The sequence below is a fragment of the Allobosea caraganae genome (assembly GCF_003351345.1).
Taxonomy (GTDB): Bacteria; Pseudomonadota; Alphaproteobacteria; order Rhizobiales; family Beijerinckiaceae; genus Allobosea; species Allobosea caraganae.
Genome location: NZ_QQTO01000042.1, coordinates 98,965 through 125,537 on the forward strand (window position 1 = coordinate 98,965; position 26,573 = coordinate 125,537).

General features: G+C 67.0%; 27 protein-coding genes and 1 tRNA gene. 15 read left to right on the forward strand and 13 right to left on the reverse strand.

What is annotated here, in order from left to right; all coding sequences use genetic code 11:
- The first annotated feature begins 3 nt into the window (after window positions 1-3).
- From DWF00_RS28710 to DWF00_RS28750, 9 genes are all read left to right on the forward strand, one after another.
- The gene (locus tag DWF00_RS28710; protein WP_114830874.1) at window positions 4-876 is read left to right on the forward strand and encodes an ABC transporter permease; all 873 of its coding nucleotides are present in this window, start codon (window positions 4-6) and stop codon (window positions 874-876) included.
- Window positions 877-1,087: 211 nt separating this feature from the next.
- Window positions 1,088-1,276 (forward strand): twin transmembrane helix small protein, encoded by a 189-nt coding sequence (locus tag DWF00_RS28715; RefSeq protein ID WP_114830873.1) that lies wholly within the window; start codon window positions 1,088-1,090, stop codon window positions 1,274-1,276.
- A 174-nt stretch (window positions 1,277-1,450) separates the two neighbouring features.
- Window positions 1,451-2,035: an acyloxyacyl hydrolase gene (locus DWF00_RS28720; protein WP_114830872.1), complete on the forward strand. Its 585-nt coding sequence runs from the start codon at window positions 1,451-1,453 to the stop codon at window positions 2,033-2,035.
- Window positions 2,036-2,083: 48 nt separating this feature from the next.
- Window positions 2,084-2,665 (forward strand): cob(I)yrinic acid a,c-diamide adenosyltransferase, encoded by a 582-nt coding sequence (locus DWF00_RS28725; RefSeq protein WP_114830871.1) that lies wholly within the window; start codon window positions 2,084-2,086, stop codon window positions 2,663-2,665.
- 12 nt (window positions 2,666-2,677) lie between these two features.
- Window positions 2,678-3,373 (forward strand): rhomboid family intramembrane serine protease, encoded by a 696-nt coding sequence (locus DWF00_RS28730; RefSeq protein WP_114830870.1) that lies wholly within the window; start codon window positions 2,678-2,680, stop codon window positions 3,371-3,373.
- 193 nt (window positions 3,374-3,566) lie between these two features.
- Entirely contained in the window at window positions 3,567-4,316 is a 750-nt protein-coding gene (locus DWF00_RS28735) for an electron transfer flavoprotein subunit beta/FixA family protein (RefSeq protein WP_114830869.1), read from the forward strand.
- 2 nt (window positions 4,317-4,318) lie between these two features.
- Window positions 4,319-5,266, forward strand: a complete 948-nt coding sequence (locus tag DWF00_RS28740; protein WP_114830868.1) for an electron transfer flavoprotein subunit alpha/FixB family protein — start codon at window positions 4,319-4,321, stop codon at window positions 5,264-5,266.
- Between the two features lie 90 nt (window positions 5,267-5,356).
- Complete coding sequence (locus tag DWF00_RS28745) at window positions 5,357-6,241, forward strand: 3-hydroxybutyryl-CoA dehydrogenase (protein ID WP_114830867.1); 885 nt, start codon at window positions 5,357-5,359, stop codon at window positions 6,239-6,241.
- A 198-nt stretch (window positions 6,242-6,439) separates the two neighbouring features.
- Window positions 6,440-6,997, forward strand: a complete 558-nt coding sequence (locus DWF00_RS28750) for an HNH endonuclease (protein ID WP_114830970.1) — start codon at window positions 6,440-6,442, stop codon at window positions 6,995-6,997.
- 37 nt (window positions 6,998-7,034) lie between these two features.
- Here DWF00_RS28750 and DWF00_RS28755 read toward each other — a convergent pair whose 3' ends face one another.
- Window positions 7,035-7,550, reverse strand: coding sequence for a disulfide bond formation protein B (locus tag DWF00_RS28755; RefSeq protein ID WP_114830866.1), 516 nt, complete (start codon window positions 7,548-7,550; stop codon window positions 7,035-7,037).
- Window positions 7,551-7,563: 13 nt separating this feature from the next.
- A complete protein-coding gene (locus DWF00_RS28760) occupies window positions 7,564-8,217 on the reverse strand; it encodes a YqaA family protein (RefSeq protein WP_425453192.1) in 654 nt (217 codons plus the stop codon).
- 253 nt (window positions 8,218-8,470) lie between these two features.
- Here DWF00_RS28760 and DWF00_RS28765 point away from each other — a divergent pair.
- Together DWF00_RS28765 and DWF00_RS28770 are read left to right on the forward strand one after the other, a co-directional pair.
- A tRNA-Leu gene (locus DWF00_RS28765) sits at window positions 8,471-8,555 on the forward strand.
- 87 nt (window positions 8,556-8,642) lie between these two features.
- Entirely contained in the window at window positions 8,643-9,614 is a 972-nt protein-coding gene (locus DWF00_RS28770; RefSeq protein WP_114830865.1) for an aldo/keto reductase, read from the forward strand.
- Between the two features lie 19 nt (window positions 9,615-9,633).
- On the opposite strand, the gene DWF00_RS28775 is transcribed toward DWF00_RS28770, so the two are convergent.
- On the reverse strand, window positions 9,634-10,869 hold the full coding sequence (locus DWF00_RS28775) for a metal-dependent hydrolase family protein (RefSeq protein ID WP_114830864.1): 1,236 nt from the start codon (window positions 10,867-10,869) through the stop codon (window positions 9,634-9,636).
- 194 nt (window positions 10,870-11,063) lie between these two features.
- Window positions 11,064-11,543, reverse strand: a complete 480-nt coding sequence (locus DWF00_RS28780) for a DUF2938 domain-containing protein (protein WP_114830863.1) — start codon at window positions 11,541-11,543, stop codon at window positions 11,064-11,066.
- Window positions 11,544-11,716: 173 nt separating this feature from the next.
- On the opposite strand from DWF00_RS28780, the gene DWF00_RS28785 reads away from it, so the two are divergent.
- Window positions 11,717-12,799 carry an ROK family protein gene (locus DWF00_RS28785; protein WP_147283745.1) on the forward strand — a complete coding sequence of 361 codons (1,083 nt, stop codon included), beginning with the start codon at window positions 11,717-11,719 and terminating at the stop codon, window positions 12,797-12,799.
- 238 nt (window positions 12,800-13,037) lie between these two features.
- Here the strand turns inward: DWF00_RS28785 and DWF00_RS28790 are convergent, their stop codons facing one another.
- The 7 genes from DWF00_RS28790 to DWF00_RS28820 all read right to left on the reverse strand — a co-directional run bounded on the left by DWF00_RS28790 (window position 13,038) and on the right by DWF00_RS28820 (window position 19,177).
- A complete protein-coding gene (locus DWF00_RS28790; protein WP_210208767.1) occupies window positions 13,038-13,877 on the reverse strand; it encodes an alpha/beta hydrolase in 840 nt (279 codons plus the stop codon).
- Between the two features lie 221 nt (window positions 13,878-14,098).
- Window positions 14,099-14,857 (reverse strand): sulfur oxidation c-type cytochrome SoxA, encoded by a 759-nt coding sequence (gene soxA, locus DWF00_RS28795; protein ID WP_114830860.1) that lies wholly within the window; start codon window positions 14,855-14,857, stop codon window positions 14,099-14,101.
- Window positions 14,857-15,180 carry a thiosulfate oxidation carrier complex protein SoxZ gene (locus tag DWF00_RS28800; RefSeq protein ID WP_114830859.1) on the reverse strand — a complete coding sequence of 108 codons (324 nt, stop codon included), beginning with the start codon at window positions 15,178-15,180 and terminating at the stop codon, window positions 14,857-14,859. The genes soxA and DWF00_RS28800 overlap by 1 nt, the downstream gene beginning before the upstream one ends.
- Before the next feature lie 125 nt (window positions 15,181-15,305).
- Window positions 15,306-15,797 carry a thiosulfate oxidation carrier protein SoxY gene (locus DWF00_RS28805; RefSeq protein WP_114830858.1) on the reverse strand — a complete coding sequence of 164 codons (492 nt, stop codon included), beginning with the start codon at window positions 15,795-15,797 and terminating at the stop codon, window positions 15,306-15,308.
- Window positions 15,760-16,173: a sulfur oxidation c-type cytochrome SoxX gene (gene soxX / locus DWF00_RS28810; RefSeq protein WP_245974394.1), complete on the reverse strand. Its 414-nt coding sequence runs from the start codon at window positions 16,171-16,173 to the stop codon at window positions 15,760-15,762. Before soxX ends, DWF00_RS28805 begins: the two co-directional genes overlap by 38 nt.
- A gap of 252 nt (window positions 16,174-16,425) precedes the next feature.
- Window positions 16,426-18,615, reverse strand: coding sequence for a xanthine dehydrogenase family protein molybdopterin-binding subunit (locus DWF00_RS28815; protein ID WP_114830857.1), 2,190 nt, complete (start codon window positions 18,613-18,615; stop codon window positions 16,426-16,428).
- 94 nt (window positions 18,616-18,709) lie between these two features.
- Window positions 18,710-19,177: a (2Fe-2S)-binding protein gene (locus tag DWF00_RS28820; protein ID WP_114830856.1), complete on the reverse strand. Its 468-nt coding sequence runs from the start codon at window positions 19,175-19,177 to the stop codon at window positions 18,710-18,712.
- Window positions 19,178-19,649: 472 nt separating this feature from the next.
- On the opposite strand from DWF00_RS28820, the gene DWF00_RS28825 reads away from it, so the two are divergent.
- Window positions 19,650-22,244, forward strand: a complete 2,595-nt coding sequence (locus DWF00_RS28825; protein WP_181832767.1) for a DUF3772 domain-containing protein — start codon at window positions 19,650-19,652, stop codon at window positions 22,242-22,244.
- A 4-nt stretch (window positions 22,245-22,248) separates the two neighbouring features.
- Entirely contained in the window at window positions 22,249-22,776 is a 528-nt protein-coding gene (locus DWF00_RS28830; RefSeq protein ID WP_245974396.1) for a CAP domain-containing protein, read from the forward strand.
- 223 nt (window positions 22,777-22,999) lie between these two features.
- Here the strand turns inward: DWF00_RS28830 and DWF00_RS28835 are convergent, their stop codons facing one another.
- Both DWF00_RS28835 and DWF00_RS28840 read right to left on the reverse strand, forming a co-directional pair.
- Complete coding sequence (locus DWF00_RS28835; RefSeq protein WP_114830854.1) at window positions 23,000-23,824, reverse strand: OmpA/MotB family protein; 825 nt, start codon at window positions 23,822-23,824, stop codon at window positions 23,000-23,002.
- A 14-nt stretch (window positions 23,825-23,838) separates the two neighbouring features.
- Entirely contained in the window at window positions 23,839-24,609 is a 771-nt protein-coding gene (locus DWF00_RS28840) for a motility protein A (RefSeq protein ID WP_114830853.1), read from the reverse strand.
- 133 nt (window positions 24,610-24,742) lie between these two features.
- Between DWF00_RS28840 and DWF00_RS28845 the strand changes: the two genes are divergently transcribed.
- A complete protein-coding gene (locus DWF00_RS28845) occupies window positions 24,743-26,560 on the forward strand; it encodes a glucan ABC transporter ATP-binding protein/ permease (RefSeq protein WP_114830852.1) in 1,818 nt (605 codons plus the stop codon).
- The last annotated feature ends 13 nt before the right edge of the window (window positions 26,561-26,573 follow it).

Here is a 26,573-nt window from a genome sequence, read left to right on the forward strand (position 1 = left end):
CCCATGAGCACCATCGCACCCGAACCGGTCGCCGGCGGCCGTACCCATCTCGCCGGCGCGCTCGTCGTGCCGGCGACGATCTTCGTCGCGATCGGGCTGCTCGGCCCGATCGCGATCCTGTTCCGCTATTCGCTGAATTACTTCGTGCCCGGCCAGTTCATGGTCGACGGGCTGACGATCGAGAACTACGTCAAGTTCTTCACCGATTCCTATTACCTCAACGTGCTCTGGCGCACCGTCCGCGTCTCCGTGATCTGCACCATCGCCTGCCTGATCATGGGCTTCCCGCTCGCCTATGTGCTGGCGCGCACCCAGAGCCGCTTCAAGAACCTGATGGTCATCGCCGTGGTGCTGCCGCTCTTCGTCGGCAACGCCGTGCGCTCCGCCGGCTGGATGACCGCCTTCGGCAGCAGGGGCGCGCTCAACGCCTCGCTGATGGGCCTGGGCATCATCGACCAGCCGCTCGAGATCATGTTCACCGAAACGGCCGTGATCATCGGCATCATCGCGGTCAACCTGCCCTTCATGGTGCTGACGCTGCAAAGCGTGATCGAAGGCATCAACCGCAATGTCGAGGAGGCCGCCTTCAGCCTGGGCGCCGGGCCGGCCGCGATGTTCCGCCGCGTGCTCTGGCCGCTCGCCATGCCCGGCATCCTCGCCGGCACGATCCTGACCTTCATCCTGGCGATGAACGCCTATGCCACGCCGGTCCTGCTCGGCGGACCCAAGTTCCAGACGATGGGACCGCTGGTCTACGGCCAGTTCGCTCAGCAGAACAACTGGCCCTTCGGCGGCGCCATCTCCTTCATCCTGATGACCGCGACGATTCTGCTCACCGTGGCCGCCAACCTGATCGTCCAGCGCCGCTACCGCTGATCTCCCCACCCCGTGTCATCCCGGACAAGCCGCTTTAGCGGCGCCGCTCCGGGATCCATCATAGGGCTCAGCGCTCCACGATGGATCCCGGCGCTCCGCTTCGCTACGGCCGGGATGACGTCGAGTTTTTTGGAGGCGGAGCGGCACGTTGCCGCTTCCCTGCCCTTGGCTTTCGCTGGCCAAGCCACGACGGCCGCATTACATCTCGCGCATGAGCTTCTCCGCATACCTCGTGCCTATCGCCGTCGGCGCCGTCGCAATCGTCCTGGTGCTTGGCCTCATCAACATGTTGCGCGGCGGCAGCGCCAACACCTCGCAGAACCTGATGCGGCTGCGCGTCGTGCTGCAATTCATCGCGATCCTGGTGATCGTCGGCGTGCTCTGGTGGCGCGGCGGTTAACCTTACCTAACGATAAACAATCGTTGCCTTCGCAAGCGCCCCCAGCGTAAGCTGTTGATAAAGAACGGGGCGCCTGCGCGGAAACGGGCGGCGGCACGGTCCTTGCCACACTCTCGACATGAGTCTGTGTGCTCAGTTAACGCCCACTCCGCCGACAAGAAGACTCGTCAATTCATGATACGCGTCGCGTTGCTGCTTCTCGCCGGCCTCATGGTTGCGGCGCCTCTCCAGGCGCAATCGCTGCCTCCCGGCGTCACCAGCTACGCTCCGGCGACGGATGCTCCGCTCCCCTCATGGGAGGCCCGCCTCGGCATCGCCGCCGCCAATCCGGCCGGGCGCGAGGGCGGCCTGCTCAACTTCAACGGCGAGTTGGTGACGCCGCGCGTGCTCACCCTGAACGACCGCATCGCCTCGGCCTTCGTGCCCCGCTTCCACCTCGGCTCCAGCGTCAACTTCAACGGCACGCGCTTCGCCTATGCCGGCGCGACCTGGACCCTCGACATCACCAAGACCGTCTTCGTCGAGGGCAGCCTCGGCGCCGCGATCAATGACGGCAAGACCGGGCTGGTCGTTCCCGAGGACCGCCTCAATCTCGGCTGCAACGCCGGCACGCGCGAGGCGGCCGCGCTCGGCTTCAAGCTCAACGACCGCTGGAGCCTGATCGCCTCGCTCGAGCATTTCAGCACGACCGGCTGCTCCGACCGGAACAACCCGCGCGGCCCGGCCAATTTCGGCGCCCGTCTCGGCTATACGTTCTGACGTCAGAAGACCGCTTTCGTTGCCGGAACGCCGCGCTATAAGCGGGGCATGGTCAAGCTGAACCGCATCTACACCCGCACCGGCGATGACGGCACGACGGGGCTCACGACCGGGCCGCGCCGGCTGAAATCCGACCTGCGCGTCGAGGCCTACGGCACCGTCGACGAGACCAATGCCTGCATCGGCATAGCGCGCCTGCACGCAGCGACGGAAGATGCCGATCTCGACGCGATGCTCAGCCGGATCAGCAACGACCTGTTCGACCTCGGCGCCGACCTCTCGACCCCCGATACCGGCGAAAAGCTCGCCTTCGAGCCGCTGCGCATCATCCAGGCGCAGGTCGACCGGCTTGAGGCCGAGATCGACCGGCTCAACGGCACGCTCGCGCCGCTGCGCTCCTTCGTGCTGCCGGGCGGCACGCCGGCCTCAGCGCATCTGCACCTCGCCCGCACCATCAGCCGCCGGGCCGAGCGCCTGATGGTTGCGTTGTCGCAGAGCGAGGGCGAGAGCGTCTCGAAGCCCGCGCTGAAATACATCAACCGGCTGTCGGATTTCCTCTTCGTCGCCTCCCGCCACCTCAATGCCAAGGCCGGGGGCGACGTGCTCTGGGTGCCCGGCCAGAACCGCTGATCAGGATTTACGATGTTCGTCCCGCTGCATGACGGCGTCCCGCTCCGCTTCATGCGCGCGCCCTATGTCACCTACGCGCTGGTCTCGGGCTGCATCGGCATCCACATCGCGCTCTGGTTCTGGCATGGCTCGTCCGGCGATGTGGCCATCATGGCCGGCTTCGGGCTCATCCCCTCCGTGCTGCTCGGCGCCGCGCAGTTGCCGGAGGGCCTGGCCCATGCGCCGGCCTGGGCGACGCTCTTCACCAACATCCTGCTGCACGCCAGCTTTGCGCATTTGCTCGGCAACATGCTGTTCCTCTGGGTCTTCGGCGACAATGTCGAGGATTCGATGGGTCATGTTCGTTTCGTGCTGTTCTTCTTCATTTGCGGGCTCGCCGGCTCGCTGCTGCACACGCTGATGTATCCCGAATCGGAGCAGCCCCTGATTGGCGCATCGGGCGCGATCTCGGGCGTCATCGCCTCCTATCTGATGATCTACCCGAACGTGCGGATCTGGGGCCTCGCCTTCAAATGGATCCCCGTCCACATCCCCGCCATGTACGCGCTCGGCGCCTGGATCCTGTTCCAGCTCGCCTCCGCCTATGTCGATCCGCAGGGCAATGTCGGCTGGTGGGCCCATCTCGGCGGGCTCGGGGCCGGCGCGGCGCTGACGCCGCTTTTCATCCATCGCGGCGTCAAGCTCTTCGGCCGTCGTCCCGGCCTGTGAGTCCCGCCTTCGATGGTGCACTGCGATTTCTTGCCGGCGTGATGCCGCTTGGTCGCGACTTTCGCGGCGTTGACAAGCGCAAACGGCCATCGCTACGGTCCCTGCGCATTCCAGCCGAGAGCCGCGATGCCGTCCCCCTGCCAATAGAGCGGCACGGCTCAAGTCGCATCTCTCCCGAACGGTGACGCAAACGATGAAGATCCTGGTGCCCGTCAAGCGGGTTGTCGATTACAACGTGAAGATCCGCGTCAAGGCGGACGGCTCGGGCGTCGAGCTCGCCAATGTCAAAATGTCGATGAATCCGTTCGATGAGATCGCCGTCGAAGAGGCGCTGCGCCTGAGGGAGGCCGGCAAGGCGACCGAGGTCGTCGTCGTCTCGATCGGCCCGGCGCAGGCCGCCGAGACCATCCGAACCGGCCTCGCCATGGGTGCCGACCGCGGCATCCTGGTCAAGGTCGAGGGACTCACCGAGCCGCTCGCCGTCGCCAAGCTCCTGCAGAAGCTGGTCGAGCAGGAAGCTCCCGGGCTCGTCATCCTCGGCAAGCAGGCGATCGACGACGACTCGAACCAGACCGGCCAGATGCTCTCGGCCCTGCTCGGCTGGCCGCAGGCCACCTTCGCCTCGAAGGTCGTCATGGGCGACGGCTCGGTCGACGTCACCCGCGAGGTCGATGGCGGCCTGCAGACATTGACCCTCAAGCTGCCGGCGATCGTCACCACGGACCTGCGCCTCAACGAGCCGCGCTACGCCTCGCTGCCCAACATCATGAAGGCCAAGAAGAAGCCGCTCGACGAGACCTCGGCCGAGACGCTGGGCGTCGACGTGACGCCGCGCCTCAAGGTGCTGAAGACCACCGAGCCGCCCGGCCGTTCCGCCGGCATCAAGGTCGGCTCCGTCGCCGAACTGGTCTCGAAGCTGAAGAACGAAGCAGGGGTTATCTGATCATGACGACGCTGCTTCTCGCCAAGCACGACAACGCGACCCTCAACGAGGCCACCCGCAAGGCGCTGACCGCCGCCAAGCAGCTTGGCGCGCCCGTGCACGTCCTCGTCGCCGGCCACAACGCCAAGGCCGTCGCCGACGCTGCCGCCAAGCTCGACGGCGTCGAGAAGGTGCTGCTCGCCGAGGACGCCGCCTACGAGCACCGCCTTGCCGAGCCGCTCTCGGCCCTGATCGTCTCGCTCGCCGGCCCCTATGACGCCATCGTCGCGCCAGGCACGACTACCGGCAAGAACGTCATGCCGCGCGTCGCCGCCCTGCTCGACGTGATGCAGGTCTCGGAAGTGACCAAGGTCATTTCGCCCGACACGTTCGAGCGGCCGATCTATGCCGGCAACGCCATCCAGACCGTGCAGGCGACCGACGCCAAGAAGGTCATCACCGTGCGCGGCGCCTCCTTCCAGGCAACCGGCGACGGTAGCGCCACCGCGCCGGTCGAGAGCGTCGCCAGCGCCGGCGATGCCGGCCTGTCGAGCTTCAAGGGCGAGGAGGTCGCCAAGTCCGACCGTCCGGAGCTGGCCTCGGCCAAGATCATCATCTCCGGCGGCCGCGCGCTCGCCTCAATGGAGAACTTCACCAAGATCATCGAGCCCGTCGCCGACAGGCTCGGCGCCGCCATGGGCGCCTCGCGCGCCGCGGTCGACGCCGGCTACGCCCCCAACGACTGGCAGGTCGGCCAGACCGGCAAGGTCGTGGCGCCCGACCTCTACATCGCCGTGGGCATCTCCGGCGCGATCCAGCATCTCGCCGGCATGAAGGACTCGAAGGTCATCGTCGCCATCAACAAGGACGAGGAGGCGCCGATCTTCCAGGTCGCCGATTACGGCCTCGTCGGCGACCTCTTCACGATCATGCCCGAGCTCGAGGCCGAGCTCGCCAAACTCGGTCGCTGAAAAAACTGCTATGATACGGCGTCGGGCCGCCCTTGCGGCGGCCCAGATCGCGTCCGCGAGCGGGCGCTGACAGGAAAGATGGATCGGGACATGTCGGACCAGGCGATCAAGACGATCGGCATCATCGGCGCCGGGCAAATGGGCAACGGCATCGCCCATGTCGCCGCGATCGCGGGGTTCACTGTCAAGCTGCACGATGTCGCCGAGGAGCGCATCCACGCCGCCCTGGCGACGATCGACGGCAACATGGCCCGCCAGGTCGCCAAGGGCGCGATCGGCGACGAGATCCGCCGCGACGCCATCGCCAAGATCAGCGCCTCGCCGAAGCTCGAAGGCCTCGGCGAATGCGACCTGATCATCGAGGCCGCGACCGAGAGCGAGGAGGTCAAGCGCAAGATCTTCACCGCCGTCTGCCCGCATCTGAAGCCCGAGGCGATGCTGGCCTCGAACACCTCCTCGATCTCGATCACGCGGCTTGCCGCCGCGACCGACCGGCCCGAGCGCTTCATCGGCATCCACTTCATGAACCCGGTGCCGCTGATGCAGCTCGTCGAGCTGATTCGCGGCATCGCCACCGACGACCACACCTTCGAATCGGCCCGCGCCTTCATCGGCAAGCTGCACAAGACCGTGACGGTCTCGGAGGATTTCCCGGCCTTCATCGTCAACCGCATCCTGCTGCCGATGATCAACGAGGCCGTCTACACGCTCTACGAGGGCGTCGGCTCGGTCGAGGCGATCGATACCGCGATGCGGCTCGGCGCCAACCATCCGATGGGCCCGCTCCAGCTCGCCGACTTCATCGGACTCGATACCTGCCTCTCGGTGATGCAGGTGCTCCATGACGGCCTGGCCGATTCGAAGTACCGCCCCTGCCCGCTGCTGGTGAAATACGTCGAGGCCGGCTGGCTCGGCCGCAAGACCAAGCGCGGCTTCTACGACTACCGCGGCGAGAAGCCCGTCCCGACGCGCTGAACGCATCCGCGCCTCTGCCTTTCTCCTCCTGCGAGAGAGGGGAAATCCGGGCCGCCGGCTCACCAATGGCCATGGCGGCTAAGCATGCGCGGCAATGTGCATCTTCACATTCCTGTCGTCTCGCGCTTACATTGATTCGTGAGCAGGATTCGTCCTGCTTCGATCAGCGGAGGTGCGACGGGTTTGACGGCGCATGTGATGCATCCGATGGCGTCGCCGGACGGCTGTCCGGCACTCGTGCTCAATGCCGACTTCCGGCCTCTGAGCTATTACCCTCTCTCGTTGTGGAGCTGGCAGGACGCGATCAAGGCGGTCTTCATGGACCGCGTGAACATCGTCTCCGAATACGACACCGTGGTGCGCAGCCCGAGCTTCAACATGAGGCTGCCTTCGGTGGTCTCGCTGAAGACCTACATCAAGCCTTCGCGCACCCCGGCCTTCACCCGCTTCAACGTCTTCCTGCGCGACCGCTTCTCCTGCCAGTACTGCGCCGCGCGCGAGGAGCTGACCTTCGACCACGTCATCCCGCGCGCCAAGGGCGGCCTGACGACCTGGGAGAACGTCGTCGCGGCCTGCTCGCCCTGCAACCTCCGCAAGGCCGACAAGCTGCCCGCCATCGTCGGCATGCTGCCGCTGCAGAAGCCCTACGCCCCGACGGTCAACGACCTGCACCGCAACGGCAAGCTCTTCCCGCCGAACTACCTGCACGAAAGCTGGCTCGACTATCTCTACTGGGATTCCGAGCTGGAGCCGTAAGGCCGGCGGCGCAAGCCGTCGCCGCAACGAGCGGGCGTCAGCCTCTCAGTGCGCGCTTCAAGCCCAGCAGCGCCACGACCAGCAGCCCGAACGAGATCAGGCAGTTCCAGCCGGCGAGCGAGATGCCGAGGAAGCGCCAGGCGGCTTCCGTGCACGAGACGATGCGGGTGGTCTGGAGCTGGTTCAGCAGATCGCCGACCGCGCCCGCGACCGGCGGCGCACCGCCGCCGCAATCGTTCGGGCCGAGGAACCAGCCCCATTCAACGCCGGCATGGTAGAAGCCGAGCCCGGTGCTCCAGGCCAGCAGCAGCGCAAAGCCGATCAGGGCGGCGATCTGCAGGCTGCGCGTCCGCGCCACCAGCGAGGCGACGACGGCGAGCGCGATCACGGCATAATGCGGCTGGCGCTGCTCCAGGCAGAGCTTGCACGGCAAGAGGTGCCAGACCAACTGCGACCACCAGGCGCCGGCGATCAGCATGGCGGAGCCGAGGCCGAGCAGCAGGATCAGCCGCGGCACGACCCTGTCGGGAGCGCGTTCGGGCAGGGCGGTCATGATGCCTCCAGTGTCAGCAGGACAGCATCGCCCCGGAACCGGCGAAAACCTTCACGGCGAAATAGAGCACGATCAAGGCGGCCGCAGTGCCTGCGGCAACGAACTTCAGGCGCTTCTCGATGAACAGCCGGATGGTCTCGCCATAGCTGCGCAGCAGCCAGGCCAGCGCGAAGAAGCGGGCGCCGCGCGCGATCAGGCAGGACAGCACGAAGAAGCCGAAGCCGACATGGACGACGCCGGCCAGGATGGTGACGACCTTGATCGGCGGCAGATGCGCCAGGCCGGAGGTGACCAGCAGGATCGCGGTGGTGTCCGGGCCGGCGCAGGCCCTGATCTGCTGGAAGGCGTCGAGCTTGCCGTAGAATTCCAGCACCGGCCGGGCCAGCGCCTCGAAGGCGTAATAGCCGAGGAAATAGCCGGCAATGCCGCCCAGCGTCGAGAACACCGTCGCGATCAGCGCCAGCCGATAGGCGCGCTGCGGCGTCGCCACCGCCATCGGCACGAACAGCACGTCGGCCGGGATCAGGAAGAACGAGCTCTCGACGAAGGCGATGACCGCGAGCCAGACCTCGGCCGATTTCCTAGCCGCGAGCGACAGGGTCCAGAGGTAGAGGCGCTTCAACGCGCCGACCTTGCGCGACGGCTGGTCGAGTTCCGTGCTGGACAATGCCGAGATCCGCTGCGTTCGAGGAAGCTTCAAGCATGGCGACGCCCGGCTTCTAGAGCATGCCGCCTCACCGCGAAACCGGTTTCGGGCGATGCCCTCACCGAATAGTGAAGGGCCGGCGCCGGACAACGGTCGGATCGGTGGCGGCGTTTTCGGCGCGTTGGCAACCCAAGTCCGCGATTGACCGGGATCACGCCGCAATGATATCGCCTGAGGCGTTGAAGCGAGCTCCGCATGCGGCGTTCAGGCTTCGGCCCCTGTGGCGGAATTGGTAGACGCGCTCGACTCAAAATCGAGTTCCGCAAGGAGTGCTGGTTCGATTCCGGCCAGGGGCACCATTCTCCGCATGCCGGCCTTGCGCATGCGCCATTCCCAACGCCGCCTTCAAAGCCCATCGATGATGCCGTGCCATTTCGGAGGATGCGATGGATTACGTCAAATTCGGCAAGACCGGTCTCGAAGTCTCGCGCCTATGCCTGGGCTGCATGACCTATGGTGAGTCGAACCGCGGCAACCACGCCTGGACCATGGGCGAGGAGGCGAGCCGGCCGCTGATCAAGCAGGCGCTCGAGCTCGGCATCAACTTCCTCGACACCGCCAACGTCTACTCGGACGGCTCCTCCGAGGAGATCGTCGGCCGCGCCATCAAGGACTTCAGCCGGCGCGAGGAGGTCGTGCTCGCGACCAAGGTCTTCAACCGCATGCGCCCCGGCCCCAATGGCGCCGGCCTGTCGCGCAAGGCGATCTTCGCCGAGATCGACGCCAGCCTGAAGCGGCTCGGCACCGATTACGTCGACCTCTACCAGATCCATCGCTGGGACTACGCCACGCCGGTCGAGGAGACGCTCGAAGCGCTCCATGACGTCGTGAAGGCCGGCAAGGCCCGCTATATCGGCGCCTCCTCGATGTATTCCTGGCAATTCGCCAAGGCGCTCTACGTCTCGCGCCTGGAAGGCTGGACCGAGTTCGTCAGCATGCAGAACCATCTCAACCTGCTCTACCGCGAGGAAGAGCGCGAGATGCTGCCGCTCTGCGCCGACCAGACTATCGCGGTCATCCCGTGGAGCCCGCTGGCGCGGGGCCGCCTGACCCGCGACTGGAACGAGAGCACCCACCGCACCGAGACCGACGAGTTCGGCAAGACGCTCTATGGCGAGCAGGACCGGGCCGTGGTCGATGCGGTCGGCAAGATCGCCAAAGAGCGCAGCGTGCCGCGCGCCCAGGTCGCGCTCGCCTGGTTGGCACAGAAGGGCGGCGTCACCGCGCCGATCATCGGCGCCTCCAAGCCCGATCATTTGACCGACGCCGTCGCGGCGCTGTCGCTCGGCCTGAAGCCCGAGGAGATCGCGGCGCTGGAGGCGCCCTATCAGCCCCACCGCGTCGCCGGCTTCAAATAGCCGGCGCCCGCGGCCCGGCTCAGTTCAAGCCGCCGCGCTTCACGAAGGCACCGCCCTTCATGATCAGCGGCATGTGCCGGCCCTGGCGGGTCAGCAGCGCCAGGTCCTTCAGCGGGTCGCCATCGACCACGATCAGGTCGGCATGGGCGCCCGGCGCGACCGTGCCGATCTTGCCTTCGAGCTTGAGCAGCTTCGCCGCGACATGGGTCGCTGAGGCGATGACCTCATGCGCCGGCAGCGCCCGGCCGCGGATGACGAACTCCTCCGACTGGTGCCGGTGCATCTCGCCGAGCAGGTCGCTGCCATAGGCCATGGCGAGCCCGGCCTTGCGCATGATGCCGAGTGAATCCATGCCGGCGACGCGGACGCTCTCGACCTTCGCGACCGAATCCGGCGGGAAGCCGAGCTTGCCGCCCTCGCTGGCGAGCTTGTCGTAGGTCACCAGCGTCGGCACCGCGACGAAGCCTTTTGAGGCCGCGAGCTTGGCCGTGTCGGCCTGGATCAGGTTGCAATGCTCCAGCGAATGCACGCCGGCCTCGACGCAGCGCCTTATCGCCTCGTCGGTATAGACATGGGCGGAGACATAGGTGCCGGCCATCTTCGCCTCCTCGACGATCGCCTCCAGCTCGCTCCTGGAGAAGCCGAGGAAATGGATCGGGTCGGTCGGCGAGGCGCAGCCGCCATTGGCCATGATCTTCACGAAATCGGCCCCGCCCTTGATCTCCTCGCGGGCGGCGCGGCGGACCTCGTCGAGCCCATCGCAGAGCCGGCCGAGCGAGCCCAGCTTGTGGCCGGTCTTAGCCGCAGGCCTGTCGTCGAAGCGGCCGCGGAAATCGCAATGGCCGCCGGTCTGGCTCAGCGCCTTGCCGGAGATGACGAGGCGCGGCGTCGGGAAATGCCCCTCCTCCGTCGCGACCTTCAGGCCGTAATCGGCGCCACCGACGTCGCGCACGGTGGTGAAGCCGCGCCGCAGCATCTCGCCCATGATGGTGAAGGCCCGCGCCGTCACCAGCGAATCCGGCAGCATGGCGTTGCGGCCGAGATCGGCGATGCCGGCGACGACATGAACGTGAGCGTCGATCAGGCCAGGCATCAGCGTGCGGCCCTTGAGGTCGACCACCTTGGCCTTCTCGGCCGAGACGCGCTTGCCGACCTCTTTGATCTCGCCGCCCTCGACCAGCACGGAGACCGGGTCGCCGCGTTCGGCCTTCGTGCCGTCGACGATGCGGGCGTTGGTGAAGAGCGTGCTGGCCATGACAGGTTCCGTGGTGGGTTGGGAAAGGCGACGTGAATCTCAGAGGCTCTCAGAGACCGTTTGAGACTTCGCTGGCGTGAGCTGGCTGGCGTGGCTGGCGAGAACCGGAGCGGAGCGGACTTCATGTCCGTGAGCACCGGACGCGCAGATAGTCGCGTCAGACGGCCGCGCCAGTAGAATTCGCAGACGGTCTCTCAGCGGATCAGCATGGCGGTGCCATACATCCCGATGGCGAAGACGGTGTGCCCGACGATGTTGAGCAGGCGCAGCTGGTTGGCGTTGGCCCGCTTCGAGGCGGCGATGCCGGCGCCCATGCCGGGCTGCAGGATGAACCAGCCGCAGCCGACCGTGACGAGCCCGACGATCAGCGCCGGCAGGAAGCTGGGATTGCGGGCCCAGTCGAGCCCCCAGATCAGGAGCAGGGCGGCGGCGAAGACGATGCCGACGACATAGTGCATCACCCAGCCGATCGTCAGTTCGTTCGGCACCGGCGCGGCCTTGCCGATATCCTCGTGCGCGAAGCGCCCCTGAGGCAGATGCCCGAACCAGCGCCCGACCATGGCCCAGTTCGGCGCCGGCAGGCCGACGACGCGGTGCAGGAACTGCGCCCAGAGATCGAGCAAAGCCGTGGCACCCGCGCCGATCAGCACGGACTTGATGATGAACTCCAACATATGTCCCCCGAGACGTTTTTCGGCAATTCTACTCACGCCTTGCCGGCAATGGAGGGGAAAGATCGCCGCAAGGTCAACCGCGTCCGGACGCATGGCGCGCCTGCGGCAGCGGGGCGGGGGAACCCGACCCGTCGCCGCCCGTTCCTTCCCGAGCAAAGCGGGGGAAGCATCTCATGGCAGTCGAGGCAGTTGCGAAGGCGCGTCCGGTCGGTCCTCACGGAGCGGAGGAACTGCCATCCGTGCTGGTCACCAGCTACAATCTCGAAGTCCGCGATGAGGAGGGCTTCATCGGCGACAAAGCCAAGCGCGGCGCCTTCCTCGAGCATTTCGAAGCCCTGCGCGCGCATCTGCGCCGCAGCGGCGACGACCCGATCGACCTCGCCAGCGACAAGATCGGCAAGAAGGAGCTCGACGCGCTGCTGAGCGACGGCGCGCCGCACGAGGCCGCCCTCGTCCTCAGCGCCATCGAGCGCTATGCTCAGTCGCTCGCATTCGTCATCCGCCGCTTCGCCCGGCTCAAGGCCTGGAACCCGGTCGAGCGCATCGTCGTCGGCGGCGGCTTCCGCCAGAGCCGCGTCGGCGAACTCGCTATCGGCCGCGCCGGCATCATCCTGCAGACCGACGGGCACGAGGTCGACCTGGTGCCGATCCGGCATCATCCCGACGAGGCCGGGCTGATCGGCAACGCCCATCTCGCGCCGAAATGGATCTTCGAGGCCTATGACAGCCTGGTCGCGGTCGATATCGGCGGCTCGAACATCCGAGCCGGCATCGTCGAGCTCAGGCAGGACAAGGCCTCCGACATGAGCAAGGCCAAGGTCTGGGACTTCGAGCTCTGGCGCCATGCCGACGAGGAGATCAACCGCGACCACGCGATCAAGCGCCTCGGCAAGATGCTCGACAACCAGATCGCCCAGGCGGCGAAGGCCGGCCTGCGCGTCGCGCCCTTCATCGGCATCGGTTGCCCCGGCCTGATCGAGCCCGACGGCACGATCGACCGCGGCGCCCAGAACCTGCCCGGCAACTGGGAGGGCAGCCGCTTCAACCTGATCGACTGCGTCCGCGAGATGGTGCCGATGATCGGCGAGCACGAGACCATGGTGACCATGCACAACGACGCCGTCATCCAGGGCCTGAGCGAGACGCCCTTCATGCAGGACGTCGCCCACTGGGCCGTGCTGACGATCGGCACCGGGCTCGGCAATGCGAGCTACGAGAACCGGACAAAGCCGAAGGCCAGGAAGGCGAAGAAGTGACGCCCCTCGGCGTTCTGGCAAACCGTACCTCCTGCGTCATGGTCGGCCTTGTGCCGACCATCCACGTCTTCGCTTCTCCTGGGCGGCGTTCAAGACGCGGGTGCTCGGCACAAGGCCGAGCATGACGTCGAGGTAACTAGAGCATCGGACCGAAAAGTGGAATCCGGTTTTCGGAACAATCCGATGCAATAACAAAAGCCTAGATCGCCACTTTGCGTCCGATAGGACGCACGGCGATCTAGCGCCTTACCGACAGCGCCCATTGCAGCCCGTGCGTGATCACAGCCGGGAAGACGCTGAGATGGTCCTCGTCGGGGATGATCTCGCTCTTGAGCTTCAGGCCGGGATAGTTCCGCCCCTTCAGGGCCTTCTCGAAGGCCTGCAGGTCGCCGATCATGTCGAGGTTGCGGCTGTAGCGCGGGTTGTTGGCATCCTTGTTCACGGTCTCGAACGAGCCGATCGCCAGGAACAGGTTGGCCGGCAGGTCGGCATGCGCCTCGGCGTAGTCCTGCTCGCGCTTGAACATGACGCGCTGGTCGAACCAGAGCGACGGGCTGCCGAGGATGTAGTGCGAGAACATTTTTGGGTCGGTCAGCAGCACGTGCAGCCCGAACAGCCCGCCATAGGAATGGCCGGCATAGATCTTCCGGCTCATGTCGACCCGGTACGTCTTGGCGATGAACGGGAAGACGTCGTCGTTCAGGAACAGCCGGAAGGCCTCCGCCTCGCCGAAGACCGGCTTGCGGCCGGGCATGTCCGAGCGCTTCTCCAGCCGGCTCGGCGTCGGCGTGTAGTCGCGCCGCCGGCTGAACTCGGGCGTATCGCCGACGGCATGGGAGATGCCGATCAGGATGAAGTCCTCGAGGTCGCGGCCGCGACGGCCGACGCGCCCGGCAATGCTGCGCACCAGCGGAAAGGCGTAGTCGGCATCGGTGACGAAGAGCAGCGGGTAGCGCCGCCCGCCCTCGCGGTAGGATTCCGGCAGGCTGACATAGAGCTGGTAGCTGCGCTCGAGCTTCGGCGCGCGGATGGTCCAGACCTCGGTGTCTTTGAGCGTGTAGGGCGCCGGCTCGGACACGGACGCCTCCGGCACCTGCTGCGCCAGAGCGGGAAGAACCAGACAAAGGCCGATGAGCAGGAAGCAGAAACGCAGCATGATACCAGCGGCCTTTGAGAGAGCCTCTATCGTCATTGCGAGCGCAGCGAAGCAATCCAGGGCCGGTGCGCGACGCTCTGGATTGCTTCGCTGCGCTCGCAATGACGCCGATGGAACCGTACCGGTCAATCTCAAAAAGACGGCTAGCGCCGTATCCCCGGCGTTTCCACAGGCAGGCCCTTGGCGCGTCCCGCGAGGAAAAGCTCCAGCGCCAGGTATTCCGGCGAGCCGTAGTCGAACTGCGTTGCCCTGACCCCGAGCGAGCAGGCCCGCAGGCGCCGGTGCAGCGAGCCGACGTCGTTCCATTCCAGCCGGTAGGCGGGATAGCCGGTGCCGGCACCGTAGCTGATCGTGTCGCCGCGCAGCTTCTGGCCGACCATGCCGTCATGGCATTGCTGGCAGGAGAGGTTGAGCTGACCCTGCCTTCGCTCGAAGAAGGCCTTGCCGGCCTCGTAATAGGGCTTTGCCGCACCATCGGTCTTCACCTCGACCGGCAGGCCGCGCGAGAGCGAGGCGACATAGGCCGTCATCGCCAGCATCTCGGGCGTCTCGTAGCCGAAACCCGGCTGCTTCTGGCGCTCGATCCGGCATTGCTCGATCCGCCCTTCGAGGTTGAGCAGCTTGCCCGAGGCCGCATCGACCTGCGGGTAATGCGTCGCCGCGCCGCGCAGGCTCTGCTTCGGCTCGGCATGGCAGGAGATGCAGGCCGCGCCAGTCTGCGGCTTGCGGCTGAACAATTCCTCACCCTGCTCGACCCAGAACCAGGCGGGATTGCGCGTCTCGTCGGCCTGCTGCCGGCGCATCTCGGGCGAGAGGAACTCGCTGCCGGACTTGATCTCGGCCGTAGCCGGGGCGGCCGCGAGTGCGATCACGGTCAGGGCGAGCACGGCCCTCCAGCGCATCACGTCACGACGAGCCTTGCCGTGCGCGTATAGGTCGCCCCGCCATCCTCGCGCCATTCGAAGACGATGTCGCCGCTCGCGACCGCGCGCGTCGTGAAGGAGACGAAGGGGTTGGCCGAGATGCCGGTGTTCATGTCCAGGCGGAAGACCTGCTCGCCGGAATAGGTCGCGGTCAGGCGGTTCAGGATCATGCGCGGCACGGTGCCGCCCTTGCCGTCCGATTGGCCGCCGCGATCCATCGGATGGCGCGTCAGCACGCGGATCTCGATGATGTCGCCGGCGCGGGCCTCGGCCGGCATGGTGATGCGGGCGTTGAACGGCATGTCGCTCTCCCTGCGCGCTTTCCGTTCGGCCGAACCGGTCGAACGACAAGAATTCGCGCAAAATCAATACCTAGAGCATGTTCTTATCGCAAAAGTGCATGCCACTTTTGCGATAAGAACATGCTCTAGCCCCCGTCGATGCAGGCGCTCAGCGTCACCACGACATCGCCATCGGCGACGACATAGCCGCCGGTGCTGAGCGCGGCGACCGCCGTAACCTTCTGCGACGCGGCAAGCCGTAGCGTGGTCGCGACCTCGGCCCGGCCGCAGCGCGGCCCGAGATGGAAGCGCGCCATGTCCGGGAATGGGTTCTTATCGGCGATCAGGTGAATCCAGCGGACATGGTCGGCCTCGGTCATCGGGCTCTCGACCGTGATCTTCACGTCGACCGAATTGCCGTTCTCGACCAGTTGCGGGATGTCGAGCGTGATCTTGCCGCGCTTCGGCACGGCACCCTCGGTGATCCGCGCGATCAGCTCCGCCAGCGGCTGCAGGTCCTCGGCCTGCGCGCGCGGCGGCAGGGCGGCGAGGCCGACGGCTGCGACGCCGCCAGCGACGACGGCGCGCCGGCTCAGGCCCTCAGGGCGTCTTGAGTGAGGCGAGATAGGCGACGACATCCTCGATCTCCTGAGCCGACAAAGCCGGCTTGCCTCGGTATTGCGGGCTTACGTCTCGCAGCCCTTCGGTCCGAAAATAGGGCGGCATCACCGTCTCCGGATTGAGCCGCGAGGCGTCAACCAGTTTGAGCCGGATCTGCCCGGCATCGAGCCTGGCCCCGACGCCTGCGAGCGGCGGCCCGATCGTGCCCTGGAACGGCTCGCGCGGATCGGCGCCCTGATGGCATATCAGGCAATTGCCGCGCTCGCGGTCCCGCACCAGCTGCTCGCCATGGGCGGGATCGCCGGTGAAGCCGCCGAGCGGACGCGGAATCGCATCGCCGACGACCTCATAGGGTTCGAGCGCCAGAGCCGTACCTGGGCCGCAGACACTCAAGAGCAAAGCTCCCACAACCACCGCTTCTCCCAGCAGCATGAGGCGCGGGAGCCCCTCCCCCTTGCGGGGAGGGGTTTGGGGTGGGGGGCGGAAAGTCGAGGCGACGACCGCCGCTCCTGCCCGATCCGCCAGTACAGGCATCGCCGCACCCGGTCGTTCGCCCCCCATCTCCCTACCCTTCCCCACAAAGGGGAAGGGAGACGCCTTTCGCGCAACAGCGACGGCCATGCACGACGCCTGCCTTCGCAAGCCTCACGCCCTGCGCAGGTCGGTGTTGCGCATCGGGATCGCCCGCACGCGCTTGCCGGTCGCGGCGAAGATCGCGTTGAACACCGCCGGCGCCGCGACCGCGATGGTCGGTTCGCCGACGCCGCCCCAGAACCCGCCGGAGGGCACGATCACCGTCTCGACCACCGGCATCTCGTCCAGGCGCAGCACGTTGTAGGTGTCGAAATTCTCCTCGACGATGCGGCCGTCCTTGACGGTGCATTCGCCATAGAGCGCCGCCGACAGGCCGTAGACGAAGGAGCCCTCGACCTGGCGCGCGATCTGCGCCGGGTTGACGGCGTGACCGGGATCGGTCGCCGCGACGATGCGGTGGATCTTGAGCTTGCCGTCCGTGCTGACCGAAACCTCGGCCACGGAGGCAACGTAGGAGCCAAAGCCCATGGTCTGGCAGATGCCGCGGAAGACGCCGTCCGGCAGCGTCTTGCCCCATTCCGCCTTCTCGGCGGCGGCGTTGAGCACGGCGAGGTGCTTGGGGTGGTTCTTCATCAGCGCCCGGCGGAATTCGAGCGGGTCCTTGCCGGCCGAATGAGCCAGCTCATCCATGAAGCATTCCAGGTAGATCGTGTTCTGGTTCAAATTCACGCCGCGCCAAAAGCCCGGCGGCACGTGCGGGTTGCGCATGGCGTGGTCGATCAGCAGGTTCGGGATGCCATAGCCGATCGAGGCCTCCGGCCCCGGCGGGTTGAGGCCCTGGAACACCACGGGGTCGCGCCCGTTCTGGATGTTCTGCGGGAAGAGCCCGGCGACGATCGACTGGCCGGAGATGCGCATGTGCAGGCCGGTCAGGTTGTTGTCCTTGTCGAAGGCGCCGACGAGCTTGCATTGCGTGGTCGGGTGGTAGCGGCCATGCGTCATGTCCTCCTCGCGCGACCAGAGCAGCTTGATCGGCGTGCCCGGCACCTGCCTGGCGATCAGCACGACCTGCCGCACCCAGTCATGCGTCGCGCCGCGCCGGCCGAAGCCGCCGCCGAGGTCGATCTTGTAGGCCTCGCATTTGGCCAGCGGCAGGCCGGATGCCTCGGCGGTCGCGGCCAGCGCCGCCTCGCCGTTCTGGGTCGGCGTCCAGACCTCGCAGCGCTCCGGCGTCCACAAAGCCGTGGCGTTCATCGGCTCCATCGTGGCGTGGTTCTGGAACGGGTAGGAATAGACCGCCTCGACCGTGCGGGCCGCGCCGGCGATCGCCGCCTTGACGTCGCCGACCTGGTTGCCGACCACGGCTTGCGGAGCGTCGAGCCCTTCCTTGAGCCAGGCCGCGATGCTCTCGCTCGAGACCTTGGCGTTCTCGCCCTCGTCCCAGACGATCGGCAGCGCGTCGAGCGCCGTCTTGGCCTGCCACCAGGTCTCGGCCACGACCGCGATGGCGGTGTCGCCGACGGGGAGCACATGCTTCACGCCCGGCATGGACGAGATTTTGGCGGCATCGAAGCTCTTCACCTTGCCGCCGAAGACCGGGCAATCCTTGATCGCGGCGTTGAGCATTCCCGGCATCTTGAGGTCGGCGCCATAGATCTTGGTGCCGTTGGTCTTCGGCACCGTATCGAGCCGCGGCAGCGGCTTGCCGGCGATGGTCCAGTCCTTCGGATCCTTGAGCGCGACCTCCTTCGGCGCCTCCAGCTTGGAGGCGGCCTCGGCCACCTGGCCGTAGCGCAGCGAGCGGCCCGAGGCCTTGTGGGTGATCACGCTCTTCTCGGCCGCGCACTCGGCCGCCGGCACGTTCCATTGCGCCGCCGCGGCCTGGATCAGCATGGTGCGCGCGGCAGCGCCGCCCTTGCGGACATAGTCGTGCGAGCTGCGGATGCCGCGGCTGCCGCCGGTCGAGAAATCGCCCCAGACCCGGTTGCGCGCGACGTTCTGGCCCGGCGTCGGATATTCCGTGGTGACCTTCGACCAGTCGCAGTTCAGCTCCTCGGCGACGAGCTGGGCGAGGCCGGTCAGGGTGCCCTGGCCCATCTCGGAGCGGGCGATGCGGATCACCACCGTGTCGTCGGGCTTGACCACGACCCAGGCATTGATCTCCTTGACCGTATCAAGCGCCTGCGCCTTCGCCTCACCGGCAAAGGGAATGCTGAAGCCGAAGGTGAAGGCGCCGGCAGCAGCGGCAGAGCCGGCGAGCAAGGTGCGGCGGGAAGGCTTGGTCAGCGAAGCGGATGTCATCTCGTTCTCCAGAGGCTCGTACGCAGGGGAGCGAAGGCGTCATGGCCTGTCGGCTCGGACCCGGCGCGGCGGGGAAAGGGAAACCGGGTTCGGCTCAGCCGCGGCCCAGCGTGCCGCTGGCGGCGACGTCGAGGATCGCCGCCTTGACGCGGGGATAGGTCCCGCAGCGGCAGATATTCGTCATCTCGTTGGCGATATCGGCCTCGGTCGGCTTCGGATTGGCCTGCAGCAGGGCGGCGGCGGCCATGATCATGCCGCTTTGGCAATAGCCGCATTGCGGCACGTCATGCGCGATCCAGGCCTTCTGCACCGGGTGCGAGCCATCGGGCGAGAGCCCCTCGATGGTGACGATCTTCTGGTCTTCGGTCACCGCGCTGATCGGCAGCGCGCAGGAGCGGGTCGCGACCCCGTCGATATGCACCGTGCAGGCCCCGCATTGGGCGACGCCGCAGCCGTATTTCGTACCGGTCAAGCCGATCTGCTCGCGGATCACCCAGAGCAGCGGGGTGTCGCCGTCTACCGCAATATCGAGCGTCTTGCCGTTCAGATTGAGCTTCGCCACCGTAAACCTCCCGGTATCGGTTCAAGAAGGACGACGAGAGAGCCAGCGCGCCTCGTCGGGATTTTTCGGCATGCCCACTGGCATGCGCGCAGACTTTCCTTGGAAGAGATTGAAACTCAGATGACGGCGCGAGCCAACGCCTGGAAAAACGCGATCACGGCGCGTGATCGCGCTTGTCCGTTGGACGCGAATGGGAGTTTTCCGGGTGCAAGCGGCGCGAAAAAGCGGGTTAGGCGATGCCCTTGCCATGTTCGCGTCCTGATTGTCGTTGATCAGAGCCGCGAAGATCGGGGGTTTCGCGGCGGGACCTCTCACAGCAATGTGATGAAACCTCTGCCGTCCCATGCTTTCCCGCAAGAAGGTTCCGCATTTGCCGGCTACGACGCATCCTCCGTTCTGTTCTTGCCATCCGGGTGCCCGGGAGGCGAGGTTCGGTTCCGCACCGAATCACCCTCAGCGAAACGGGACCGGAATGGCTGCGCAGAAGCCCCTTTCTCCAGCTCCCGATCTATGGCGCGGCCTGCTGGCCGCGCTCGCCCTGCTCGCCGTCCTGCTGGTCTCCGGCCATGGCTGGGCGCAGGCGCAAACCGCCGACACCATGCCGCCGCGGGCGCGGCTCGAAAACGCGCGCGGCGAGCTCGCGCAGATCGAGGGCACGCTCGCCAATGTCGAGGCGACCGATGCCGACCTCCAGCGCCAGCGCGGCCGCCTGCAGCCCCTGCTGGTGCAGCTGCGCCGCATCGTCGACGAGCAGACGCCGCGCGCCGAGCAGGCCAAGCTCAGGCTGGAGCAGCTCGGCGTGAAGCCGGACGCCAAGGCGCCGCCCGAGAGCGCCGACGTCGCCGCCGAGCGCGACCTCCGCGAAAAGGCCTTCGCCGATGCCGACGACATCCTGAAGATCGCCCGCGCCGCGCTGCTGCAGACGACCCAGATCGAGACCGAGATCAGCGACCGCCGCCGCGAGATCTTCGCCAAGGCGCTGTTCGCGCCCGGCTCGTCGATCCTCAGCCCGGAGCTGTGGCGCAACGCCCTGACATCGCTGCCGGACGATCTCCGCGCATCCGGGCTCATCCTCGGTGACTGGCTCGGCGTGGTCGGCGGCACGCTGCTCGATGAGCGCGGCCTGCTGCTCGGCCTCGCTTTCCTCGGCGCGATCCTTCTCTACGCCGCCCGCGCCCGCTACCTGCCGCGCTTCACGGCGCGGCTCGACGCCAGCACCGACACCAGCAGCCTGCATTGCCTGCGCGTCGCCATTGCCCATCTCGTGGCCGGCGCCGCCCCGCCGGCGCTCGCAAGCTGGCTGATCTACCGCGCGCTCAGCACCGCCGGCCTGCTGCCGCCGCGCGTCCAGCCGGTCATCTGGGCACTCGTCGTCGGGCTCGCGCTCTTCGCCTTCGTCCAGGCGCTGGTCGATGCGGTGTTCGCGCCGAGCACCCCCCAACGCCGCCTCACCAGCGTGATGGATTCGACTGCGCGCATCGTGGTCTGGATGGGCGGCTCGCTCGCCGCCGTGCTCGCGGTCGGCAAGGTCTTCGAGGCCTGGCTCCAGGCGATCGCCGCCGGACTGCCGATCTCGATCATCGTGCGCGGCGCGGTCGCAATCGTCTTCGCGATCATCCTGATCGTCGCACTCTACCAGCTACGCGACGACGAGGAGGTCGAGGAGGAGGCCAATCTCGGTCCCTATGTCCCGGTCGACGGGGCCAGTCTCGGGCCCGTCCGCATCCTCGGCTGGATCGTCGGCCTAACGATCGCTGCTGCCGCCCTCGCCGGCTACGGCGTCTTCGCCTCTTTCCTGACCGAGCAGGTGATCTGGCTCGGCATCCTCGCCTGCCTCTTCATGCTGGCCTTCCAGCTCGCCGACCTCGGCGTCACCGAGATACTGACCGGAAAGGGCCGCCTCGCGCTGACGCTGAAGGCTGGCATCGGCATTCACAGCGCCACGTTGCAAAAGATCGCCGTCATCCTCACCGGCTTGCTCAAGCTCGTGCTGATCGTGATCACGCTCATGCTGGTGCTGGCGCCCTGGGGCCTGGAATCCTCCGATGTCCTCTCGTCGCTGCGCGCCGCCTTCTTCGGCTTCCAGGTCGGCGGCGTCACCATCTCGCTGTCCTCGATCGTCGTCGCCGGCCTGGTCTTCGCGCTCAGTCTCGCTGCGACACGGGCCTTCCAGAGCTGGCTCGACGGCAAGTTCCTGCCGACGACGCATATGGACACCGGCCTGCGCAACTCGATCACCACCGCCGTCGGCTATCTCGGCTATGCGGCTGCGGTCACACTTGCGGTCTCTTCGCTCGGCTTCAGCCTGGAGCGGCTGACCATCGTCGCCGGCGCGCTCTCGGTCGGTATCGGCTTCGGCCTGCAGTCGGTGGTGTCGAACTTCGTCTCCGGCCTGATCCTGCTCTGGGAGCGGCCGATCCGGGTCGGCGACCAGGTCGTCGTCGGCGACGCCGAAGGCATCGTCAAGCGCATCAACGTCCGCTCGACCGAGATCGCGACCTTCGACCGCTCGACCGTCGTCGTCCCCAACTCGAACCTGATCACCGGCGTCGTGCGCAACCGCGTCCGCACCGACCGCACCGGCCGCGTGCTGATCTCGATCACGGTCTCGCGCACGCTCGACCCGACCGATGTGCGGACCATGCTGACCGACGCCGCCGCAGCCCATGGCGACGTGATGCAGAAGCCGCCGCCGACGATCCTGTTCAAGAAGATCGGCACCTCGACGATGGATTTCGACCTGATCTGCGTCGTCGCTGACGTCGACATCGTCGGCCGCGTCACCAGCGACCTCAACTACGTCATCCACAAGCGGCTGACCGAGATGGAAGAGGCCCCGCCGGCTCCCGAGCTGATGGTCCGGGGCCTCGAGGGCGTCGAGCAGTCGCTCGGCGACATCGCCGCCGCCGTCAGCCGCGAGGCCGGATCGCCCCGGCGCGCCAAGACGGCGGCCGCAGCCCGCAAATCCGCCGCACGGCCGGCGCAGGACGAAGCGGCCGACGAGGCCGCCCCCGAACCGCCCCCCGCGCCCGCCGCCGAGCCGGCCAGGGACGACAGCAAGGAATGACGCGATGCTCAGCTTTCCGCAGGTGCGCGACACGGTGCGCCACGTCATGACCTGCCCTGCCCTCCTCGCCGGGGCGCTCGCCGCCTTCGGCCTCGCCGGCTGCGCCGACGAGCCGGCCCGCACCCAGCCCGTCTTCTACCGCGACCTCGGCTCGCCCTCGGCCCGCGTCGACGCCAACGAGGCGCGCGCGATGATCTCGGCCTACCGGCTGAACCATGGCCTGGGCACGCTCAAGCTCGACCCCGCGCTGAACGAGGCGGCCGAGCGCGAGGCCGCCGCCATGGCCGCCGCCGACAAGCCGGCCCAGGCCGACGCGGTGAAGGCCCGCCTCGCCCGCGAGGGCCAGCCGGGCGCCGAGGCCAACCTCTCCGCCGGCTACCGGCGCCTGGCGGAAGCCTTCTCCGGCTGGCGCGACTCGCCCCAGCACGACCGCGTCATGAAGATGGCCGGCGCCACCCGCATGGGCATCGGAACGGCCTACGCGCCCGGCTCGAAATATCAGGTCTACTGGGCGTTGATCATGGCGCCGTGAGCAGCTTCAACACGGCGTCATCCCGGCTGGAGCGAAGCGGAACGCCGGGATCCATCGTAGGGCTCGACGCTCTACGATGGATCCCGGAGCAGCGCGGCTAAAGCCGCTTGTCCGGGATGACGAAGAGGGTGAAACCTACGGCTTCGCCCCAAATGTCCGTGAGCACCGGAAGCGCAGACAACCGCGTCAGACGGCCGCCCCAGTAGAAATATCGATAGATTTCTTACGGCTTCGCCCCGAACGGCAGAGGCGGCGCATCCGCCTTCAGCACGATGCCAACGCGCCGGTTGAAGGCGAGATACGGATTGTCCTTCACATAGGGCTCGGTGTCGGCCTTGCCGGTGACGGAGGTGAAGCGCTCGTCCGGCACGCCGGCATTGGCCAGGATCTCGCGCACCGCCATGGCGCGGCCGACCGAGAGCGTCCAGAGATCGCCCTCGGGCGCCGTGCCCGGCCGCGGCGAGGCGGTGTGGCCGGTGATCGCGACCTTGTTCGACATGCGCCGCAACGTCGGCGCGACCGCCCCGAGCAGCTTGCGCATGCGCTCGTTCGGCTGGACCGAGCCCTCTGCGAACATCGCCCGGCCATCCTGGTCGACGAGCTGGATGTCGATGCCGGCCTCGGCGACCTCGACGATGATGTTGCGCGAGAGCTCGGCGATCTCCGGCATCTCCTTCAACGCCTGCCTGAGCGAGGCGGCGGCGAGCGCGAAGCCGCGGTCATGCGTCGCCGAGACCAGCCCGTCTTCCTTCTGCTGGTTATGGTTCGGCGCTGTGGTGTCGGAGGCGTCGCTGAGCGGGCGGATATAAGCATTCTTGATGTGGGTCTTGGTCGGGATGCCGTCGACCTCGATGATGCCGGCGAGCCGCATATCGGTCTGCGTGCCGAAGGCCTCGCGCATCGAGCCGGCGACGATCTGGAGCTTGTTCTTGTCCTGGCTCGAATAGGCCGCGATCATGACGAAGAAGCTCATCAGCAGCGCCATCAGGTCGGCGAAGGTCACGAACCAGCCGTGACCGCCATGGGCTCCGCCCTTCTTGCGCGCCATCGTTCAGGCGCCCTTCAGGCTGCTTCCGCCATTTCTGTCCGATGATGGTCGGGCAGATAGGCGAGCAGCATTTCGCGCACGAGGGTCGCGCTCTTGGAGTCGCGCATCTGCAGCACGCCGTCGATGATCAGCGTGCGCGAGATCTCCTCTTCCTCCAGCTTGATGTGGAGCTTGTCGGCCAGCGGCAGCGTGATCATGTTGGCGATCACCGCGCCATAGAGCGTCGCCAAGAGCGCCGTCGCCATGGCCGGGCCGAGCTTCGACGGGTCGGACATGTTGGCGAACATCGTCACCATGCCCAGGATGGTGCCGATCATGCCCCAGGCCGGGGCGCAGTCGCCGATGGCGCGATAGACCTTGGAGCCCTCGTCGAGCCGCTGCAGGAAGTTGTCGCGGTCGCGCTCCATCGTGTCGCGGATGAATTCCTTGTCGTAGCCGTCGGCGATGTAGCGCAGCCCCTGGGCCAGGAACGGATCGGAGACCTCGGCGCTTTCGAGCGCGACCGGGCCGCTCTTGCGGGCAAGTTCGGCGACGCGGGTGATCTCGTCGATCAGCTCGCGGGGATGGACCGTGCGCATGGTGAAGGCGAAGCGCAGGCCCATCGGCAGGCCGTGCATGATAACCGAGAACGGAAACCGGACCATCGTGGCGGCCGTGGCGCCGCCAAAAATCACGATCACCGCGTGCTTGTCGAAATAGGCGGCGAAGTTGCCGCCGTCGATCATGATCAGGCCGATGATGACGCTGATGCCGGACAGAATGCCGACGCCAGTTGCGATATCCATGAAAGCCACCCTGATCCGGTCGATCGCGTCGCTGCCGCAGCGTCAGACTGCCGTTACGATAGGGGTTTGCGATTGAAGGAAGCGTTAAGGTTGAGGCCTTGCTCACGGCTCCCGCTCGGATAAAGCTCACGCCATGTCTTTATTTGCGATCTATGCCCGCGTCCTTGGTGAGGTCGGCTCCGAAAAGCGGCTCGGCCTCATCCTGGCTTTGGCCAATGTCCTGCTCGCGGCCGCCGCCTTCGCCGAGCCGATGCTGTTCGGCGCGCTGATCGACCGGCTGACCAGCTTCCAGGGCTCAGGCGTGCGCCCGACCTGGAGCTCGATCAACACCCTGATCGCCGCCTGGGTCGGCTTCGGCCTGTTCAACATCGGCGCCGGCGTCTTCGTCGCCTTGCATTCCGACCGGCTCGCCCATCGCCGGCGCCTCGCGGTGATGGCGAACTACTTCGAGCACGCCCTGACGCTGCCGCTCGCCTATCACACGCAGACCCATTCCGGCCGCGTGCTCAAGGTGATGCTGGAGGGCACCAGCGGCATGTGGGCGCTCTGGCTCTCCTTCTTCCGCGAGCATTGCGCCAGCTTCGTCGCGCTCTTCATCCTGCTGCCGTTCACGCTCTGGAAGAACTGGCAGCTCGGCCTGCTGCTGATCTCGCTCGTCGTGCTGTTCGGCTCGCTGACGGCCTATGTGCTGCGCAAGACCGACAAGCTGCAGAGCAATGTCGAGGCCTATCACTCCAACCTCGCCGAACGCGCCTCGGACGCGCTCGGCAACGTGCCGGTGATCCAGAGCTTCACCCGCATCGAGGCCGAGGTGCGCGGCCTGCGCTCGACCATCGCCAACCTGCTGGAGGCGCAGCTCCCGGTCCTGTCCTGGTGGGCGATCGCGACCGTCGCGACCCGCGCCTCTGCGACGCTGACGGTGCTCGCCATCTTCGTCGTCGGCACCTGGCTCCTGATGCAGGGCCAGACCACCGTCGGCGAGATCGTCACCTTCATGGGCTTCGCCACCATGCTGGTCGGCCGGCTCGAGCAGATCGTCTCCTTCGTGAACTTCATCTTCATGCAGGCGCCGAAGATGCGCGAGTTCTTCGAGGTGCTGGACACGCTGCCGGCCGTGCGCGACCTGCCCAGCGCCAAGGATATCGGCCGCCTCGAAGGGCGCATCGCCTTCGACGACGTCTCCTTCTCCTATGACGGCAAGCGCGCCGCCGTCACCGATGTCTCCTTCACGGTCGAGCCGGGCGAGACCATCGCCATCGTCGGCTCCACCGGCTCGGGCAAATCGACCACGCTCGGCCTGCTGCACCGCGCCTTCGACCCGCAATCGGGCCGCATCCTCGCCGATGGCAACGACATCCGCGACATCTCGCTGCTCTCGCTCCGGCGCAACATCGGCGTCGTCTTCCAGGAGCCGATGCTCTTCGCCCGCTCGATCCGCGAGAACCTCACCGTCGGCAAGCCGGATGCCACCGACGCCGAGATGATGGAGGCGCTCGACCGCGCCCAGGCGACCGAGGTGATGGCCCGCCAGACCGACGGGCTCGACACGCTGGTCGGCGAGCGCGGCCGCACGCTCTCCGGCGGCGAGCGCCAGCGCCTCTCGATCGCCCGCGCCTTGCTCAAGAACCCGCCTATCCTGATCCTCGACGAGGCTACCTCCGCGCTCGACGCCGCGACCGAGGTCAAGCTGCAAAAGGCGCTCGACGAGGTGATGAAGGGCCGCACCACCTTCGTCATCGCCCACCGCCTCGCCACCATCCGCAACGCCAACCGCATCCTGGTCTTCGAGCAGGGCCAGGTCATCGAGATGGGCAGCTTCGACGAACTCGTCGCCAAGGGCGGCCGCTTCGCGGCGCTAGCCCGGGCGCAGTACCTCGTCGCCGACAAGCCGGCCGCAGTACTGCCCCCGGAGGGCGCGAGCCCGCTGGCCCAGAAGATCGGCAGCGAGTGAGCCGCGCCTCGGC

Bases quoted from the DNA above. Each gene is read 5' to 3' on its own strand.
- DWF00_RS28750 (WP_114830970.1), top strand. From the start codon at position 6,440: ATGCATCCGATGGCGTCGCCGGACGGCTGTCCGGCACTCGTGCTCAAT.
- soxA (WP_114830860.1), bottom strand. From the start codon at position 14,857: ATGCGCTGGAGGGCCGTGCTCGCCCTGACCGTGATCGCACTCGCGGCC.
- DWF00_RS28835 (WP_114830854.1), bottom strand. From the start codon at position 23,824: ATGGCGCGCAAGAAGGGCGGAGCCCATGGCGGTCACGGCTGGTTCGTG.
- DWF00_RS28780 (WP_114830863.1), bottom strand. From the start codon at position 11,543: ATGTTGGAGTTCATCATCAAGTCCGTGCTGATCGGCGCGGGTGCCACG.
- DWF00_RS28755 (WP_114830866.1), bottom strand. From the start codon at position 7,550: ATGACCGCCCTGCCCGAACGCGCTCCCGACAGGGTCGTGCCGCGGCTG.
- DWF00_RS28775 (WP_114830864.1), bottom strand. From the start codon at position 10,869: ATGGCCAGCACGCTCTTCACCAACGCCCGCATCGTCGACGGCACGAAG.
- DWF00_RS28735 (WP_114830869.1), top strand. From the start codon at position 3,567: ATGAAGATCCTGGTGCCCGTCAAGCGGGTTGTCGATTACAACGTGAAG.
- DWF00_RS28845 (WP_114830852.1), top strand. From the start codon at position 24,743: ATGTCTTTATTTGCGATCTATGCCCGCGTCCTTGGTGAGGTCGGCTCC.
- DWF00_RS28710 (WP_114830874.1), top strand. From the start codon at position 4: ATGAGCACCATCGCACCCGAACCGGTCGCCGGCGGCCGTACCCATCTC.
- DWF00_RS28800 (WP_114830859.1), bottom strand. From the start codon at position 15,180: ATGCCGTTCAACGCCCGCATCACCATGCCGGCCGAGGCCCGCGCCGGC.
- DWF00_RS28840 (WP_114830853.1), bottom strand. From the start codon at position 24,609: ATGGATATCGCAACTGGCGTCGGCATTCTGTCCGGCATCAGCGTCATC.
- DWF00_RS28815 (WP_114830857.1), bottom strand. From the start codon at position 18,615: ATGACATCCGCTTCGCTGACCAAGCCTTCCCGCCGCACCTTGCTCGCC.
- DWF00_RS28805 (WP_114830858.1), bottom strand. From the start codon at position 15,797: ATGTCGTCGCCTATCTCGCCTCACTCAAGACGCCCTGAGGGCCTGAGC.
- DWF00_RS28825 (WP_181832767.1), top strand. From the start codon at position 19,650: ATGGCTGCGCAGAAGCCCCTTTCTCCAGCTCCCGATCTATGGCGCGGC.
- DWF00_RS28720 (WP_114830872.1), top strand. From the start codon at position 1,451: ATGATACGCGTCGCGTTGCTGCTTCTCGCCGGCCTCATGGTTGCGGCG.
- DWF00_RS28715 (WP_114830873.1), top strand. From the start codon at position 1,088: ATGAGCTTCTCCGCATACCTCGTGCCTATCGCCGTCGGCGCCGTCGCA.
- DWF00_RS28770 (WP_114830865.1), top strand. From the start codon at position 8,643: ATGGATTACGTCAAATTCGGCAAGACCGGTCTCGAAGTCTCGCGCCTA.
- DWF00_RS28830 (WP_245974396.1), top strand. From the start codon at position 22,249: ATGCTCAGCTTTCCGCAGGTGCGCGACACGGTGCGCCACGTCATGACC.
- DWF00_RS28740 (WP_114830868.1), top strand. From the start codon at position 4,319: ATGACGACGCTGCTTCTCGCCAAGCACGACAACGCGACCCTCAACGAG.
- DWF00_RS28745 (WP_114830867.1), top strand. From the start codon at position 5,357: ATGTCGGACCAGGCGATCAAGACGATCGGCATCATCGGCGCCGGGCAA.
- DWF00_RS28785 (WP_147283745.1), top strand. From the start codon at position 11,717: ATGGCAGTCGAGGCAGTTGCGAAGGCGCGTCCGGTCGGTCCTCACGGA.
- DWF00_RS28725 (WP_114830871.1), top strand. From the start codon at position 2,084: ATGGTCAAGCTGAACCGCATCTACACCCGCACCGGCGATGACGGCACG.
- DWF00_RS28730 (WP_114830870.1), top strand. From the start codon at position 2,678: ATGTTCGTCCCGCTGCATGACGGCGTCCCGCTCCGCTTCATGCGCGCG.